Source organism: Leptolyngbya boryana PCC 6306 (assembly GCF_000353285.1).
Classification (GTDB): domain Bacteria; phylum Cyanobacteriota; class Cyanobacteriia; order Leptolyngbyales; family Leptolyngbyaceae; genus Leptolyngbya; species Leptolyngbya boryana.
Map to the genome: position 1 here is coordinate 4,142,590 of NZ_KB731324.1, position 16,651 is coordinate 4,159,240.

General features: G+C 47.2%; 16 protein-coding genes. 13 read left to right on the forward strand and 3 right to left on the reverse strand.

The genetic code is table 11. The annotated features are described in order from the left end of the window. Window positions 1-72 precede the first annotated feature (72 nt). The 10 genes from LEPBO_RS0120670 to LEPBO_RS0120720 all read left to right on the forward strand — a co-directional run bounded on the left by LEPBO_RS0120670 (window position 73) and on the right by LEPBO_RS0120720 (window position 10,010). Complete coding sequence (locus LEPBO_RS0120670; RefSeq protein WP_017289479.1) at window positions 73-1,692, forward strand: DUF6930 domain-containing protein; 1,620 nt, start codon at window positions 73-75, stop codon at window positions 1,690-1,692. 4 nt (window positions 1,693-1,696) lie between these two features. Beyond that, window positions 1,697-2,488 (forward strand): Uma2 family endonuclease, encoded by a 792-nt coding sequence (locus LEPBO_RS0120675; protein ID WP_026148793.1) that lies wholly within the window; start codon window positions 1,697-1,699, stop codon window positions 2,486-2,488. Window positions 2,489-2,897: 409 nt separating this feature from the next. Further along, the gene (locus LEPBO_RS0120685) at window positions 2,898-3,191 is read left to right on the forward strand and encodes an HU family DNA-binding protein (RefSeq protein WP_263970850.1); all 294 of its coding nucleotides are present in this window, start codon (window positions 2,898-2,900) and stop codon (window positions 3,189-3,191) included. Window positions 3,192-3,225: 34 nt separating this feature from the next. Further along, window positions 3,226-4,266 (forward strand): threonine-phosphate decarboxylase CobD, encoded by a 1,041-nt coding sequence (cobD, locus tag LEPBO_RS0120690; RefSeq protein ID WP_017289483.1) that lies wholly within the window; start codon window positions 3,226-3,228, stop codon window positions 4,264-4,266. Then, the gene (locus LEPBO_RS0120695; RefSeq protein ID WP_017289484.1) at window positions 4,242-5,621 is read left to right on the forward strand and encodes an FAD-dependent oxidoreductase; all 1,380 of its coding nucleotides are present in this window, start codon (window positions 4,242-4,244) and stop codon (window positions 5,619-5,621) included. Before cobD ends, LEPBO_RS0120695 begins: the two co-directional genes overlap by 25 nt. A gap of 167 nt (window positions 5,622-5,788) precedes the next feature. Next, entirely contained in the window at window positions 5,789-7,063 is a 1,275-nt protein-coding gene (gene hisS, locus LEPBO_RS0120700) for a histidine--tRNA ligase (RefSeq protein WP_017289485.1), read from the forward strand. Window positions 7,064-7,092: 29 nt separating this feature from the next. Continuing rightward, window positions 7,093-8,046 carry a PhoH family protein gene (locus LEPBO_RS0120705; RefSeq protein WP_017289486.1) on the forward strand — a complete coding sequence of 318 codons (954 nt, stop codon included), beginning with the start codon at window positions 7,093-7,095 and terminating at the stop codon, window positions 8,044-8,046. Next, window positions 8,027-8,218 carry a hypothetical protein gene (locus tag LEPBO_RS0120710; RefSeq protein WP_017289487.1) on the forward strand — a complete coding sequence of 64 codons (192 nt, stop codon included), beginning with the start codon at window positions 8,027-8,029 and terminating at the stop codon, window positions 8,216-8,218. The genes LEPBO_RS0120705 and LEPBO_RS0120710 overlap by 20 nt, the downstream gene beginning before the upstream one ends. After that, a complete protein-coding gene (locus LEPBO_RS0120715) occupies window positions 8,211-9,584 on the forward strand; it encodes a GH1 family beta-glucosidase (protein ID WP_017289488.1) in 1,374 nt (457 codons plus the stop codon). Before LEPBO_RS0120710 ends, LEPBO_RS0120715 begins: the two co-directional genes overlap by 8 nt. Window positions 9,585-9,587: 3 nt before the next feature. After that, a complete protein-coding gene (locus LEPBO_RS0120720) occupies window positions 9,588-10,010 on the forward strand; it encodes a hypothetical protein (RefSeq protein ID WP_017289489.1) in 423 nt (140 codons plus the stop codon). 5 nt (window positions 10,011-10,015) lie between these two features. Here LEPBO_RS0120720 and LEPBO_RS0120725 read toward each other — a convergent pair whose 3' ends face one another. The 3 genes from LEPBO_RS0120725 to purL all read right to left on the reverse strand — a co-directional run bounded on the left by LEPBO_RS0120725 (window position 10,016) and on the right by purL (window position 14,738). Next, complete coding sequence (locus tag LEPBO_RS0120725) at window positions 10,016-10,729, reverse strand: hypothetical protein (protein ID WP_017289490.1); 714 nt, start codon at window positions 10,727-10,729, stop codon at window positions 10,016-10,018. 106 nt (window positions 10,730-10,835) lie between these two features. Next, window positions 10,836-12,317: an amidophosphoribosyltransferase gene (gene purF, locus LEPBO_RS0120730; RefSeq protein ID WP_017289491.1), complete on the reverse strand. Its 1,482-nt coding sequence runs from the start codon at window positions 12,315-12,317 to the stop codon at window positions 10,836-10,838. Between the two features lie 93 nt (window positions 12,318-12,410). Next, window positions 12,411-14,738: a phosphoribosylformylglycinamidine synthase subunit PurL gene (gene purL / locus LEPBO_RS0120735; protein ID WP_017289492.1), complete on the reverse strand. Its 2,328-nt coding sequence runs from the start codon at window positions 14,736-14,738 to the stop codon at window positions 12,411-12,413. A gap of 153 nt (window positions 14,739-14,891) precedes the next feature. On the opposite strand from purL, the gene pyrH reads away from it, so the two are divergent. The 3 genes from pyrH to LEPBO_RS0120755 all read left to right on the forward strand — a co-directional run bounded on the left by pyrH (window position 14,892) and on the right by LEPBO_RS0120755 (window position 16,647). Then, entirely contained in the window at window positions 14,892-15,620 is a 729-nt protein-coding gene (gene pyrH, locus LEPBO_RS0120740; protein ID WP_017289493.1) for a UMP kinase, read from the forward strand. After that, complete coding sequence (gene frr / locus LEPBO_RS0120745; protein WP_017289494.1) at window positions 15,607-16,155, forward strand: ribosome recycling factor; 549 nt, start codon at window positions 15,607-15,609, stop codon at window positions 16,153-16,155. Before pyrH ends, frr begins: the two co-directional genes overlap by 14 nt. Window positions 16,156-16,467: 312 nt before the next feature. After that, window positions 16,468-16,647 carry a hypothetical protein gene (locus LEPBO_RS0120755; protein ID WP_017289496.1) on the forward strand — a complete coding sequence of 60 codons (180 nt, stop codon included), beginning with the start codon at window positions 16,468-16,470 and terminating at the stop codon, window positions 16,645-16,647. Window positions 16,648-16,651: the final 4 nt, after the last annotated feature.

The following is a 16,651-nucleotide window of genomic DNA, read 5'->3' on the forward strand; positions in this document are numbered from 1 at the left end:
CGAATCGGTGCTGAGACAAGAGGAACAGACTAAGATAAAATCTACTGCTTCACCGTGTTCACTGGTTTGGTTATGACTGGTCTCAACCCCTCTACTTATCGTCGGCTGTTAGAGTTACCCCAAATCCAATCGGTGTGGGAAGGCGATCGCCGTGCGCTCTCGTCTGGTGTGCCGATCGAGGCAAATTGGTCTGATTCCAGTACACCCAGTGATGGCGAATGTATTCTCTGGGTGGATGGCTCGCAAGGGGTCGTCAGAGCGATGGATGTCGTGCCGCCAGAGACCGGACATGAAGCGATCGTCCGAACGTTGTTGCGGGCAATGGAACATCCGCATAGTCCAGCCAAGCCTGCCCGACCGCAGAAAATTGTCGTGCGCGATCGCGAAATCCTCTTCTATTTAAGAGGTGTGCTTCAAGATCTCGACATCGCACTTGATTACGTTCCCGATTTGCCATTAATTGATGAGATTTTTCGCGGTTTTCAGGATGCAACGAATTCTCGTCCGCCCTCTATTCCACCCGAATTTGCCGAGGAATTGTTAGCGAAAGCAGATGTGATCTGGGAAGACGCGCCTTGGTCAGTCTTGCCCGACCATAAAATCATTGAAATTGAGTTAAATCGATGGGATTTGGGCTGCGTCTATGCCTCAGTCATGGGCATGTTGGGCATGGAGTATGGAATTTTGCTCTATCGATCGCTCGATTCTCTGCGCCAATTTCGTCAGCGTGTGCTTTCTAACGATTCGATGGAGCGGATGGAAGAGGCATTTTTAGCCCAGGATTGTTTGTTTCTCACCTATGAAACCGAGGATGAAGACGATTTTGAGGACGAAGACGATTTAGATTTAGATCGCTTTGAGCCAATCTTGCAGCCTGTGTTTGGCAATTTACATCCTTTAGAAGGCATTCGATCGTTTCTTTACGATGAAGAAGCGATGGCATTCATCACCGTTTTAGAAGCGCTGCATCGGTTTTTGAAACAGCATCGCCGGAAGTTGATGAACGAGGATTTCCCGGCGCTCAGCAGCAAATTTAAAATTCCCGCTCCTGATGGCGAGACAATTTCAGTCAAAGTGACAACGCTGCCAGAGGTTGCAGAAGAACTGTATGGAATGGTCGAGGACGAAGACGAGGATCTGAGCGCAATGCCAATCATTCGCGATGATCTCGTTCCTGAAAATTCGTTTCTCAGCTTAGGCGTTGTGCCGTGGGACATGGTGGAAATGATGCGATTGTCGGTTCAGCATTTCCAACTTGAAGCGCCAACTCAAGCCGGGGAAGGATTGCCGATTATTTTGATCCAAACGTCGCGTCCCAAAGCGAAACAGATGATCGAGGAAATTGAAGCCGCAGGTGGCTTGAACGGAATTTGCTTTAATCCTGGCTCTGATCCCTTTGTGGACGATCGCTATGATTTAGGGTTGCTGCAAACGCAGAATCAGGAACTTCATTTATTCGGCGAGTTTGAAGAAGACGATCCCACGCACGCCCAAGCCCGGAAAAAATGGGATCAGCGATGTAAGAAAACCAAGGGAATTTGTGGCTTGCTGATTGCTAAAGGTTTGACCGGAGGCAGCCGGGGCAATCCAGGGCTAAAAGACATGATGGCGCTCTATGAAGTGCGATCGCTGACCTCAGAAGATCTCGGCTTAGGTACGTTAGAACGCAAATTTGCAATTGATGGATTCTAAACTTATGGTTTCTGACATCAAAGCAGACCTAACTTACCCGGAAAGCGACGGCAAGCCAATGTCGGATAATACCAAGCAGTTTGAATGGATTGTTTTGATCAAAAAGAATCTCGATCTTCTATTTCAGAACTACCCGAATATTTTTGTTGCAGGCGATTTGCTCTGGTATCCAGTCGAAGGCAAAGCCAATATTCGAGTTGCACCGGATGCGATGGTTGTTTTTGGCAGACCGAAAGGTGATCCGTTTGGAGTCAAAGGGGCAGCACGGGGCGCTTATGTCCAGCACCGAGAAGGCAACATTCCGCCTCAAGTGGTGTTCGAGATTTTGTCTCCAAGCAACACACAGAAGGAGATGGATCAAAAATTATTGTTCTACGATCGCTATGGAGTTGAAGAATACTATCTCTACGATCCAGACACAAACCGATTGCGCGGTTGGCTCAGAACTGATATTTCGCTTGAAGAGATTGACGATTTTCCAAATTATGTCAGTCCTCGTTTAGGGATTTGGTTTGATGTCACGGTCAATCCGATGCAGATTTACCGCCCAAATGGTGAAAAGTTCTTAAGTTATGACGAACTCGATCGAGAACTTCAACAGGTTCGGCAACAGGCAGAACAAGCTCAGCAACAGGCAGAACAAGCTCAGCAACAGGCAGAACAAGCTCAGCAACAGGCAGAACAAGCTCAGCAACAGGCAGAACAAGCTCAGCAACAGGCAGAACAAGCTCAGCAACGAGCGAATCAACTCGCGGAACGATTGCGGCAGATGGGAGTTGACCCGGATCAGCTTTAAGAAGAGAGCTACTCGTCAACTGCATTTATTTTTCCGAGTAAGGAGATAGGAAATCGATCGCTGATTTGCCAATAAATTTTGCGCCGAGCTTGTCTCACGTGAGACTGAAACCTTGAGAATCAAGATCGCGCTCGATCGCTGATGAATATTGCAAAATCGTTAAACTTCAGCAACGTTTGATCAGGAAATCTGATTTTTTGGGTACAAATACTCAGCTAAAACTGAAAAAATAGAAAAAAGTTCCTAAAATCCATACAAATTAGTCGTTTCGGACGTTCACTTTTTTGAAACAGACTATAGAATGAGCAATTGAAATTTCGAGAGAATCGGAGTTTCAGCCGATCTGAATTCGATCTTCGGCATTCGACAAAACAGTCTCATTTGAGACAAACAAAACATTCATCACTCTCTGAGGAGAAAGGCTATGAACAAAGGTGAACTCGTTGATGCAGTGGCAGAAAAAGCAAGTGTCACGAAAAAGCAAGCTGATGCAGTCTTGTCCGCAGCGATCGAAACGATCGTTGAGGCAGTTTCGTCAGGTGATAAAGTGACCTTGGTTGGTTTTGGCTCGTTTGAATCCCGCGAACGGAAAGCGCGCGAAGGACGTAACCCCAAAACTGGCGATAAGATGGAAATCCCTGCAACTCGCGTGCCTGCATTTTCGGCAGGTAAACTGTTCAAAGAAAAAGTTGCTCCGGAATAAATTTCAATCCGATAGAAACAGGCAGGTAAAATCATTGGCTCGTCCAGCACATGGGGGAAATTTATCTTGGGCAGCACGTCTCGCTGACTGTTCCCCCAATGCAATTCTTGATTTTTCTGCCAGTATTAACCCGTTAGGAACACCGCGATCGGCAATTGAAGCGATCCAAGCTGCATTGCCTTTACTGCGGGATTATCCCGATCCAAATTATCAGCAGGTGCGATCGATGCTAGCTCAGATCCACCAGCTTTCCCCGGATTGGATTCTTCCCGGTAATGGTTCTGCTGAGTTGCTCACCTGGGCGTGTTGGGATTTAGCAGAATTGGCGAATACCGTTTTGTTTGTTCCAGCGTTTGGGGACTATTTCCGCGCATTGAAAGCCTTTGGTGCTGAGATAAAAACATGTCCAATTGGGGCAGATCTCCTAGGAAATGCAGGTCTATTGCTGAATAATCCACACAATCCCACAGGGAAATTGTTTGATCGATCGTGGATTTTAGAGAAGCTGCACCGATTTGAACTGGTGGTTGTCGATGAAGCCTTTATGGATTTCTTGCCGCCCGACCAATCGCAAAGTTTGATTGGAGACGTGCAAGAGTATCCAAATTTAGTGATTTTACGATCGCTGACAAAGTTTTACAGTTTGCCAGGATTACGATTTGGCTATGCAATTGCTCATCCGGATCGCTTGAAAACTTGGCAAGAGCGGCGTGATCCGTGGTCAGTGAATATTTTGGCAGCAAAAGCAGCAGAAGCCGTGCTCCAAGATATTGAGTTCCAGAAACAAACATTTGACTGGCTACAAGCAGCACGTCCACAGCTATTTGAAGGATTAAACCAAATTCCAGGCTTATCTCCACACCTCGGAGCCGCGAATTTCTATTTAGTCAAATCCGAGTGTTCAGTTTCACAACTACAGAAAGACCTGCTCGAACACGATAAGATGCTTATTCGAGATTGTCTTAGTTTTCCGGAATTAGGCGATCGCTATTTTCGAGTTGCAGTACGTCTCAGCTCGGAAAATCAACGATTGATCGATGGGCTAAGCACATGTCTGCTGAATATGATGTCGTAATCCTTGGATACTCAGAAACTGGAATTTATGCCGCGATCGCTGCTGCACGAAAGCGTGCCAGAGTCGCAATTGTGGCGCAAAATTGTCAGCCAAAATTCCCCCACGTGCATATTCTCTCCAACTTGACTAAGAAGTTGGATCAAGTGAATCGTTCCCGTTCTTTTTTTAATTCTGAGGTGCGATCGCTTTCGTTTGAATCGATCCAGCACTACATGAATGTGGTGGATCGATCGCATCAAGAATTCTATGACCCGGCAAAATTAGCTACTTTAGGGATTGAATTTATTCCAGGTGCAGGCGAGTTCTGTCGCAAGCCACAGACCGGATTTGTCGTAAATGGGAGACTTTTGAGATCATCCGCCTATTTGATTGCAAAAGATTATCGATCTGCCATTCCTGATCCACCTGGCTTATCAAGTGTTAATTATCTGACGGCGGATCAGCTTTTACTCAGAGTGCCAGAATCGATCGCAATTATTGGCGATGATCCAATCGGGATAGAGTTTGCGCAACTCTATGCCCGATTGGGGTCGCGAGTCACGATGCTGCTGCGTCAACCTCACTTGTTGACTATGGCAGATCCAGAAGCTGCTTTCTTAGTTCAAGCGGCTCTAGAAGCTGAAGGGATTCGCATCATTAATGCGCTGCATATCAAGCAAATTCAGCAAGTGGGTACAAAAAAAGCGATCGAGATTGAGAACTATACAATCGAGGCAGATGAATTACTTGTCACGGTTGGTTGGCAACCTATGATCTCAGATCTGAATCTCGAAGCAATGGAGATTTACGAACCGATCCAACTCAACGATCGCTTACAAACCAATCATCCGCGAGTTTATTGGATCGCGCATCCAGTGCAGTCGATCGCCCGTTATCAAACGGATATTGTTCTGAAAAATCTGACGACTCTACCGATTTTCAAAGTGGATTACGATCGAGCAATTCAATCCGTGGCGACTGAACCTGAATGTGCATGGATTGGCTTAAACGAGTCGCAAGCGCATCGACGTTATCGTAAAGATGTTTTGGTCTTGCGGCAACCGTTTAGCCCCTTGATGCAGGCACAAATCACCGGAGAGACAACAGGGCTGTGTAAGTTGATTGTGCGGCGGAGTGGTGAGATTTTAGGGGCGCATATTGTCGGATCGGGAGCGATCGAGATGATCAATGCAATTTCCCTGGCAATGTCCGAGAATTTGAAGGTGCAATGCTTCGAGCGATTTTCTCCTGCGTCTCCTGCCATGTCAGAAGTATTGCGTAATGCGGCTCAAGAATGGCAAGCCTCAACCCGCAATCAGTTCTTACAGGATTTGCGAGAAAGTTATTTGGCTTGGCAGCGGGGACGGGTGAAGTAGTTGTCAATTTATTGTGTTCAACTACTAGACACGCCTATTTACACACCGAACAGGATTGACGAAAGTGTAAACCGGGCAAGGAATTGTCATAAGATATGTCAGGAATTAGCGCTAATCTCTGACTGCTAGGGAATTTCGCGAGTGAGTTAAACGGATCAAGTTTTGATATGAGTATTCAAGCGACTCGCGGAACGCGAGATATTTTGCCAGAAGAAATTAGTAATTGGCAGCGAGTAGAAGCGATCGCACGAGAGATTTTAGGGCGAGCAGCGTATCAAGAAATTCGCACCCCGATTTTTGAACAAACCGATCTGTTTGAACGTGGCATTGGTGAGACAACTGATGTTGTCGGAAAAGAGATGTACACCTTCAAAGACAGAGGCGATCGCTCAATTACCTTACGCCCCGAAGGAACAGCAGGTGTAGTGCGTAGCTATATCGAACATGGAATGCACACTCAAGGAGATGTGCAGCGTTTATGGTATTTAGGCGCGATGTTTCGGTATGAGCGTCCGCAAGCGGGTCGGCAACGGCAGTTTCATCAATTGGGCGTTGAGGTTTTAGGCAGTGCAGATGCAAGAGCAGATGCAGAAGCAATCGCGATCGCATCAGATATTCTGCAATCAGTTGGCTTAAAAAATCTCACCTTGCAGTTGAATTCGATCGGAGATGCGAACGATCGTCAAGCGTATCGAACCGCATTGATTGAATATCTCACTCCGCACCAAGAGAAACTTGATTCAGATTCTCAAAATCGGCTTACCAAGAATCCGTTGAGAATTCTGGACTCTAAAGACAAACAAACTCAAGAGATTTTGCAGGGTGCGCCGAGTATTTTGGATTATCTCAGTTCAGAATCGCAGCAAAGATTCGATCGCGTTCAAGCCTTACTCCAAGATTTAGGTATTGCTTGTAATATCAATGCTCGGCTTGTGCGTGGATTAGATTACTACACGCATACTGTGTTTGAAATTCAATCCGATGATTTGGGTGCACAAGCCACTGTCTGTGCGGGTGGAAGATATGACGGATTAGTTTCACAGTTAGGCGGAGCAGAAACGCCTGCGGTTGGTTGGGCAATGGGATTAGAGCGATTAGTGATCTTGTTGCAGCAAATTCAGCAATCTGTTGTAAATCCTGTTGATCTCTATGTTGTCTCGCGTGGCGAAAAAGCTGAAGCTCAAGCGTTGAACCTTGCTCACTCTTTGCGTCGTTCTGGCTTTACCGTGAAGTTAGACATGAGCGGCAGCGCCTTTGGAAAACAGTTTAAGCGTGCCGATCGATCGGGTGCGATCGCATGTTTGATTCTCGGAGATTCAGAAGCGGAAAATGGCACGGCTCAATTGAAATGGTTAAAATCTGGAGCGCAAAGCGAGATCACCCAATCTGAATTAATGAATAATCCTGCAACACTACGGCAACAATTCGAGGAAAACGCCTAGACTGAGACAGAGTACTTATTTAGGATTGCATGGTCGAAACCATTACGTTCTCACTGCCGAATCCAGAAAGTGCGATCGCGCTTTCTGGCAATCAAGAAGACAATTTGAAAACGCTAGCTCATCAGACTGGCGCAAAGCTGGTGATGCGCGGTCAAGATCTCCTGATTACGGGAACCAAAAATCAGGTCGATCTGGTCAAACGGCTGATCGAATCGCTGGCAGATACGTGGAGCAAAGGACAAGCGGTTTCTAGTGTCGATATTCTCACGGCTCGACATGCGCTCGATACGCATCAAGAAGGCGAATTGCAGACGATTCAGCAGGATGTGTTAGGTCGAACTCGACGCGGCGAAGCGATTCGAGCTAAAACATTTCGGCAACGGCAGTACATTCAAGCCATTCGATCGCATGATCTGACGTTTTGTATTGGACCTGCCGGAACAGGAAAAACTTATCTCGCAGCAGTCATGGCGATTCAAGCGCTCTTGTCGAATCAGTATGAGCGCTTGATTCTGACTCGTCCTGCTGTGGAAGCGGGGGAAAGATTAGGCTTCTTGCCCGGAGACTTGCAGCAGAAAATTGATCCATATCTGCGACCGCTTTATGATGCGCTTTATGAATTTGTCGAACCGGAGAAGATCGGCGGTTTGATGGAGCGCGGAATTATTGAAGTGGCTCCGATCGCTTATATGCGCGGTCGAACTCTAAACAATGCTTTTGTGATCATTGACGAAGCACAAAACACCACACCAGCGCAAATGAAAATGCTGCTGACTCGACTTGGATTTAAATCGAAAATGGTGGTCACAGGCGACCTGACTCAAACCGATTTGCCGATGCATCAAGAATCGGGTTTAGCAATGGCACAGAAGATTTTGAAACCGATCGAGTCGATCGCATTCTGTAATCTCTCGAAAGGAGATGTTGTGCGCCATTCACTTGTTCAAAAAATTGTCGAAGCTTATGAACGCTACGAAACTTGATACGCTGGCTGTGATTGTCAAAGTCATGGTCGCATCTTTAATCTTGTCGATCGTGATTAAATATCTCGCTCCATTTGCAGAGATTCCGCCCACGACATTGAATGTATTATTTGCAGTGTTATCTCCGACTGCAATTTTAGCGATCGTTCTTTTACTCAATCAACATGACTAGCCAGCAATTTCCAACCGGATTTCAGTGGGGAACCGCGACTGCTGCCTATCAGATTGAAGGCGCAGTCGATCGCGATGGACGTAAGCCCAGCGTTTGGGACACATTCAGCGCGACCAAAGGCAGAACGTTTCAAGGACAGACGGGCGCGATCGCTTGTGAACATTACGATCGCTATAAAGACGACATCAAACTGATGGCAGAACTGGGAGTCCAGACTTATCGGTTTAGTATTTCCTGGTGTCGAATTGTGCCTGACGGGCGCGGGACTGTAAATCAGGCAGGGCTTGATTTTTATCGCAGATTGGTCGATTGCTTGCTTGATTACGGCATTACTCCTTATGCCACGTTATTTCATTGGGACAGTCCTCAAGCCTTAGAGACAAAATACGGCTCCTGGCGCAGTCGAGAAATGGCGCAAGACTTTGCAGAGTATGTGAAAGTCGTGGTGTCGAACTTGGGCGATCGCATTACAAACTGGATGACGCTGAATGAGATCACCTGCTTTACCCACATGGGACATGGCGTAGGAAAAACGCCTCAACATGCTCCTGGAACTAAGGTGGGATCGAAAAAAGAAGTGTGGCAAACCTCGCATCATGCCTTACTTGCCCATGGATTAGCATGTCAGGCGATTCGTGCTAATTCTCCGAAATCTTGCTCGATCGGGCTAGTCGATAATTTTGGCGTAACGGTTCCGCTTTATGAATCTCCCGAACATATCGAAGCTGCCAAAAAAGCATTTCCTTACCACTGTGGCAATGGTGGAATTATCTATCCAGCATTAACAGGTGAATATAGTTCAGCGTTATTAGAACAATTGAAAAACGATGCTCCAGATATTCAAGAAGGTGATCTCAAAACGATTCATCAACCTCTCGATTTTTTAGGATTAAATATTTACACTGGGACTTACATCCGAGCTGCTGACAATTGGCAAGGCTGTGAATGGATTGATTTTCCGAAAAACTATCCAGCCTTGAATATGCCTTGGTTGCAGATTGTGCCAGAGTGTTTGTATTGGGGAATTCGCCATGTGAGCGAAACGTTGAATCGTCCTGATTTAGCGCTCTTTATTACAGAAAATGGATGTGCCGCTCAAGATGAACTGACCTCTCAGGGAGAAGTGTTTGATCTCGATCGTATTCTTTACCTGCGTCAGCATTTGCAAAGCGTTCATCGAGCCGCGATCGAAGGCTATCCGATTTTGGGCTACTTTATCTGGAGCTTTATGGACAATTTTGAATGGTCATACGGCTACGATAAACGCTTTGGAATCACCTATGTCGATTACAAGACTCAGCAGAGAATTCCGAAATCGAGTTATCACTGGTACGCTGAGTGTATTCGTCAAAATCGAGTGGTCTAATCCATGCTTGTGAGAAAGTTGCCTTGGCTTTCAGCATCGCTGCTCTTGATCGCTTATGCGATCTTTAGCAAATTGATCATCACAACTTCGCATCTTTGGTCGTCCATCATTTCTGCTGCAATTTTGGGCGTTTTCCTCGCACTGATGTTGATGAGTCCCCTCACAAACTCTGAAAAGATCCTGACCAAATGGTTTCGCTCGGACACGATCGCATTTCTGTCATTGCTCATGCTCGCAGCCTTTGCCTCGATCTTGCTCAACTGGTTTAAAATTTTCATCCCAGTGATTATGGTTCTGTGTGCAGAAGCATTAGTACGCATTGATCTCCAAACAGCAGAATTCAGCTATTTTTCATCTTTAGCAGTCCTGATCATTGTTACATGGATGGGACTGGGACTCGGTTGGGTCATGGCAATGTATATGTAGCATTGTTAGCGATCGTAAAACAATCTTGCATCCAAACTGCCGCGATCGCGCAAATACTGAACGACCTGTTCTGCCTCGCTGCGATTGGCAAAAGGACCGACTGCGAGATGCAAGCCGCGAGGACGATCGCGCAATTGCAAGATAGATTGCGTCACTCCTAAACGCACAGCACGCTCTCGATATTCCTCAACTTCACTGCGATTCCCAGGCACAATCGCATAGTAACCGCGCTGAGGTGCCGAGGGTTCAAAGTTTGATTGCGGCGATCGCGTTGAGATTCGAGCTTCAAGTCCCTGGGCTGCGAATCTTGAAAGCTGCTGACGAGCTTTCATTTCATCCGTAAACAGTCCTGCTTGAATCACCCGTCGCCCTGCAAGGTTCTGAAAAAAAGCATCCGGCTGAATCATCCTTGCCTGCTGCAAGATGAATGGACTGGCGCTATCGATGTAGATCCGGAACTGACCCCTGATCGGCTGCACTGAGTTGATGCGAGGAGCATAGACTCGATCATTGGGTGCTGGAGGACTATCAGGTATCCGAGGGGGGACAATGATCGGTGCAGGATTGACAGAGGGTAAAGGCGCACTGGGAGGAAAGACAGGAACATTTGGGGGGGGTGGTAAGGTCTGGGATTGCACCTGTACCTCAGATGCGGCAAAAAATCCGCCTAACAATCCAATTACAACAAGATTCCCAGCGAGCCTAAATTGAACTTGCATAGATGCCGACTGTCACTACGAATTGTTGGTCAGTGTACCATGCAGATTCTCGATCAAGAAAGATTTTAACTACTCTGAGGTTGCACAAACCTCAGAGTAGGTTGCTTTATTTTGCAGCTTTTTCCAGCATCAACTTCGATCGCTTAATCGTCTCCGGAATCGCGATCGGATAGTCTCCGGTAAAACACGCTGAACAGAATTCCTCCGGGTTCTCGCGGGTTGCAGTTAACATCCCTTCCCAACTGAGATACTGCAATGAATCGACTTCGATCTGCTTCGCAATTTCCTCGATCGATTTTGTTGCTGCAATCAGATGATCCTGACTGTCAGTATCAATGCCATAGAAGCAAGGATGCGTCACAGGCGGCGAAGAAATCCGCATATGTACCTCGATCGCTCCTGCATCGCGCAAGGTTCTCACAATCTTGCGGCTGGTGGTTCCGCGCACGATCGAATCATCGACAATGATCACCCGCTTTCCAGCAAGTACATCTTTGAGCGGATTGAGCTTCATGCGAATTCCGGCTTCTCGCATCCCTTGAGTCGGTTGAATGAAAGTCCGACCAACATAGCGATTTTTGATCAAACCTTCTGCATAAGGAATTCCAGACGTTTGAGAAAAACCGATCGCAGCAGGAACGCCCGAATCCGGCACAGCAATCACAATGTCAGCATCAACATTCGATTCTGTTGCTAATTGCCGCCCGATCCGCAACCGATAGCTATACAAAGTTTCATCGTGCATCACACTATCGGGACGCGCAAAGTAGATCATTTCAAAAATGCACAACTTGCGCACAGGCTGTTCTGCCCACATAATCGACTCAATGCCATTTTCGGTAATCCAGACCAGTTCACCGGGTTGAACATCTCGAACGTAATCGGCTCCAATAATATCGAGTCCGCAAGTTTCTGAAGCCAGCACATATCGCAAGGGCTGATCGTGAGATTCTTGTGCCAATGTTCCTAACACTAGCGGGCGCACCCCATTGGGATCACGAGTGCCAATCATGCCGTCTGGAGTCCCGATCGCTAAACTAAATGCACCTTGACAGCGTTTGAACGCATTGATTGCTCCCTTCACCCAATCGTTTCCTCGATTCACTTCTTCAGCGATCGCTAATGCAATTGCTTCTGAATCGGTTGTGGTGATGAAGTCATGATTCGTCTCAGCTAGCTCGGCTCTGAGTTCGCTGGTGTTCACCAAATTTCCATTGTGTGCTAACGCTAGCGTTCCTAACCGCGATTTTGCGAGCGCAGGCTGAGCATTGACTACTCGGCTTGATCCCGTTGTCGAATAGCGTGTATGCCCGATCGCTAAATATCCTGGCAAATCCTTGAGTTTGGTTTCATTAAAGACTTGCGAAACCAACCCCATATCCTTGTGGAGATGAATTACATCTCCTTCCTCAAACGTAGCAATTCCGGCAGATTCCTGACCGCGATGCTGTAGCGCAAACAGCCCAAAATAGGCAAGATTTGCGACAGGCTCGCCTGGAGCAAAAACCCCAAACACCCCGCAAGCTTCTTCCGGTTTGTCGGGACGTTGCTCAGCAGGATCTACAGAAAACGTGTCATCAGGCAACATAGGCTTGGTTTTGCGTAGTTAGACAGCAATCGGAACGCTAAGAATTTTCCCAATCCTTAACATTGTCTTAAATATCTCACACAACGGTTCGGACTATTCGTTAGGGTCAAGTCCGTTCTCGATCGCACTTGACCATTCTGCGAATAGTTCTGAGATCCTAGCGTCGATAACTAGGTTTTGGGCGATCGATATTTTCAAGGAATCCCCACCTACAGTTCCTAGTTTTCGCCAATGGTCGCCGACTTCTTTCTGAAGAACCACTTCCCATTCTGCAACCGAGTCAGCTTGAACCGAAACTAAAATTCTCGCTCCTCCTTCTCCAAATAAGACTTGATCCAGTCGCGCGTCGGTTGCAGCAAGGTCGATCGTGGCTCCGAGTTGATTGCCAAAGCACGATTCAGCAAGTGCGATCGCGATTCCTCCTTCGGCACAGTCATGTGCGGATTGAATCAAACCGCTGCGAATCCCTGATCTCACAACGGCTTGCACTTTTCGCTCTAAGTCAAAATCCACGATCGGGGGCTTTCCGGCAATGGTTTGATGCACGATCGCTAAATATTCTGATCCACCCAACGTCAACGCATCGGAACCGAGTAAGTAAATGACATCGCCGTTTTGTTTCCAGCTTTGTCCAGCAATGCGATCGAGGTTGGGAATAAATCCGACCATTCCCACAACGGGAGTCGGATAAATTGGCTCGGGGTTGCCCTGAGAATCGAGGGTCTCGTTGTATAGCGAAACGTTGCCGCCAGTGACGGGAGTTTCAAATTCTCGGCAGGCTTCGGACAATCCGCGACACGCTTCTGCCAGTTGCCAATATCCGATCGGCTTTTCTGGACTACCAAAATTTAAGTTGTCGGTAATTGCGATCGGATCTGCACCGACACAACTCAGATTTCTCGCTGCTTCTGCAACTGCCGCTTTTGCACCTTCATAAGGATGCAAGTAAACATAGCGAGGATTGCAATCAACGGTTGCTGCAACGCCCTTCGTGAGTGCAGCCGGATTCGGTGTCACCGATGAGGACGTGGAATCTGCTAACGGTCGAACTCTGACGACTGCGGCATCTGCGCCACCAGGAAGTAAAACGGTATTGTTTTGAACTTGGTGATCGTATTGGCGATAGACCCACTGTTTCGATGCGATCGTTGGTGACTTCAAAACTTTTCCCAAAACCTCATTCCAACTGTGACCCAGAATGCCTTGAGATGTAGCATCCGGCAAACTCTCAACTGTCCAAGCCCAAGCTTTTTGAGCATATTCAGGCGGTTCGCTGAGCAATTCGCGATGGTAAATCGGCGTATTGTCGGCAAGAGCGGTTGCGGGAATTTCGGCAGCAATTTCACCTTGAAAGAGAATTCTGACGATCGATTCTTCGATCACTTTCCCCGCGACAACTGCATGTAGTCCCCACTTCTCGAAAATATCAATCAGTTCTTGTTCTCTTCCTTTCTCTGCAACAAACAGCATTCGCTCTTGCGATTCAGAAAGTAAATACTCATACGGAACCATTCCGGTTTCTCGAACTGGGATCAAATCGAGATCCAATTCGATGCCCACTCCCCCTTTTGCCGCCATTTCGGAAGTTGAACAGGTAATTCCTGCGGCTCCCATATCTTGAGCTGCAACGACTGCACCTGTTTTAAATGCTTCTAGGCAAGCTTCAATCAAAGACTTCTCTAAGAACGGATCTCCAACTTGCACAGCGGGTCGATCGTCCATCGATTCATCACTCAACTCGGCACTCGCAAAGCTTGCTCCACCCATGCCATCGCGTCCGGTCGTCGATCCCACATATAAAACTGGATTTCCCAAACCCTTCGCACCTGATTTGACGATCTCAGTCGTTTCCATCAATCCCAATGCCATCACGTTGACTAAGGGATTTCCTGAATAAGCTCGATCGAAGTAAACTTCTCCGCCGACCGTGGGAACCCCGACGCAATTGCCGTAATGGGAGATCCCCGCGACGACACCATTGACGATTCGACGGGTGCGAGCATCGTCTAACGTTCCAAATCTCAGCGAATTTAAAAGCGCGATCGGCCGTGCCCCCATCGTAAAAATATCTCGCAGAATCCCGCCTACCCCGGTTGCTGCGCCTTGAAAAGGTTCGACTGCCGATGGGTGATTATGCGACTCAATCTTAAATGCCAACTGCAACCCGTCGCCCAAATCAACGACTCCTGCATTCTCACCGGGGCCGACTAAAACTCGTGCTCCTTCCGTCGGAAACTGCTTCAACAATGGACGCGAATTTTTATAGCAACAATGCTCCGACCACATCACCCCGAACATTCCCAGTTCAGCTTTATTTGGATGGCGACCGAGCCGACGCACAATCTCTTCATACTCTTCGGGCTGAATCCCTTCAGATGCAATTTCGGCAGCGGAGAACGGCGCAGATGACAGGACAGACATAAACCCTAGCCTGGAAAGAACAGGTACTTATTCTATGGCAAGGCAGACGAGTTTGCGTGAATTCTCGATCGAGTTAAAGATTGACAAAGGGATCACAAAATTCCGATCAACTGCTATCTTTAGTTGGACACAACTACGACAAAAAATAAATACATGGGAGTCACGTATCGGCGGATTCTGCTGAAGCTTAGCGGGGAAGCTCTAATGGGAGAGCTTTCATATGGGGTTGATCCTGCCGTAGTTCATGGTATCGCTGAGGAAGTGGCAGAACTCGTAAACGAAGGCATTGAAGTTGCGATCGTGGTCGGCGGTGGAAATATTTTTCGAGGCATGATGGGTGCAGCAGCCGGGATGGAGCGCGCCACCGCAGACTATATCGGAATGATTGCAACGGTAATGAATGCAATGACGCTGCAAGATGCGTTAGAACGAATTGGCATTCCAACCCGTGTGCAGACTGCGATCGCGATGCAAGAAGTCGCGGAACCGTATATTCGTCGCCGCGCGATTCGACATTTGGAAAAAGGAAGAGTCGTGGTCTTTGGAGCCGGATCAGGAAATCCGTTCTTTACGACGGATACTACTGCATCACTGAGAGCCGCAGAGATTAATGCAGAAGTGCTGTTTAAAGCTACAAAGGTAGATGGGGTGTACGATTCTGACCCGAAAAAGAATCCAGACGCGAAGCGGTTTAAGAGTTTGACTTATTCGCATGTTTTGCAACAGGATCTAAAGGTGATGGACAGTACCGCGATCGCGTTGTGCAAAGATAACGATATTCCTATCATTGTCTTTGACCTGTCTGTGCGGGGCAACATCAAGCGGGCGGTCGCAGGAGAATCTATCGGAACGATTGTCGGAGGTTTTTGTGAAGTTTGCTGATGTAGAAGACCATATGAAAAAGGCGATCGATGCGGTGCGTCGCGATTTTAATACAATCCGCACGGGTCGCGCGAATTCAAGCCTGCTGGATAAGATTACGGTCGAGTACTACGGATCGGAAACGCCGCTCAAGCAGTTGGCAAATATTTCGACTCCCGATGCGACGACGATTCAAATTCAGCCGTACGATCGCAGCAGTATGAATGCGATCGAGAAGGCGATTTCGCTCTCAGATATTGGATTGACTCCGAATAATGATGGTCAATCCATTCGATTGAATATCCCACCTTTGACGAGCGATCGACGCAAGGAATTGGTGAAGCTGGCGGCAAAATACGCGGAGGCAGGCAAAGTCTCAATTCGCAATATTCGCCGCGATGGAGTCGATACGGTGAAGAAACAGGAGAAAGAAAAAGAAATCTCTGAAGATCAAGCCCGTGATACTCAAGATAAGATTCAAAAGCTGACGGACAAATATATTGCTGAAGTCGATAAGGTTTTAGCAGAGAAAGAAAAAGATATTACGACCGTTTAGTGAGAATTTTGTGATGTAAGTCGCGATCGTCGAGAAATTTGGCGATCGCGACTTTTTTATTGAAATCCGTGAGTTTGGAAAACGTTTCAGATCCTCTCTTCTTGTTTCTTGAATCAAGGGAGTCAAACTCTAAATCAATAAAAAACGACCGCATACTATCCAATCTCTACTTCTGGATAGAGTTCATCTTTCTCATGATTTATATCAGTCGATTGACGGCAAGAAATGAACCAGAAAATACACTAAGAACATCTGGCTTAATCGGCTTGAAGCTTGCTTTTTATTGAATCCATCATCTTTCAAACTATAACAATGCCACGTCTTATTGGGAAACGTTCAAATCCAACTCCAGCGATCGCCTTGATTGCAATTCTTGCTGCGGCTGTGGCAGTTTCACTCGAATATTTTGGCTATATCAATCTCGTACCAGGTTTTGGGCGCACAACTCCCTCTCCCATGATTAGCCAGATGGAAGAACCCTCTGAAATTTAAAAGG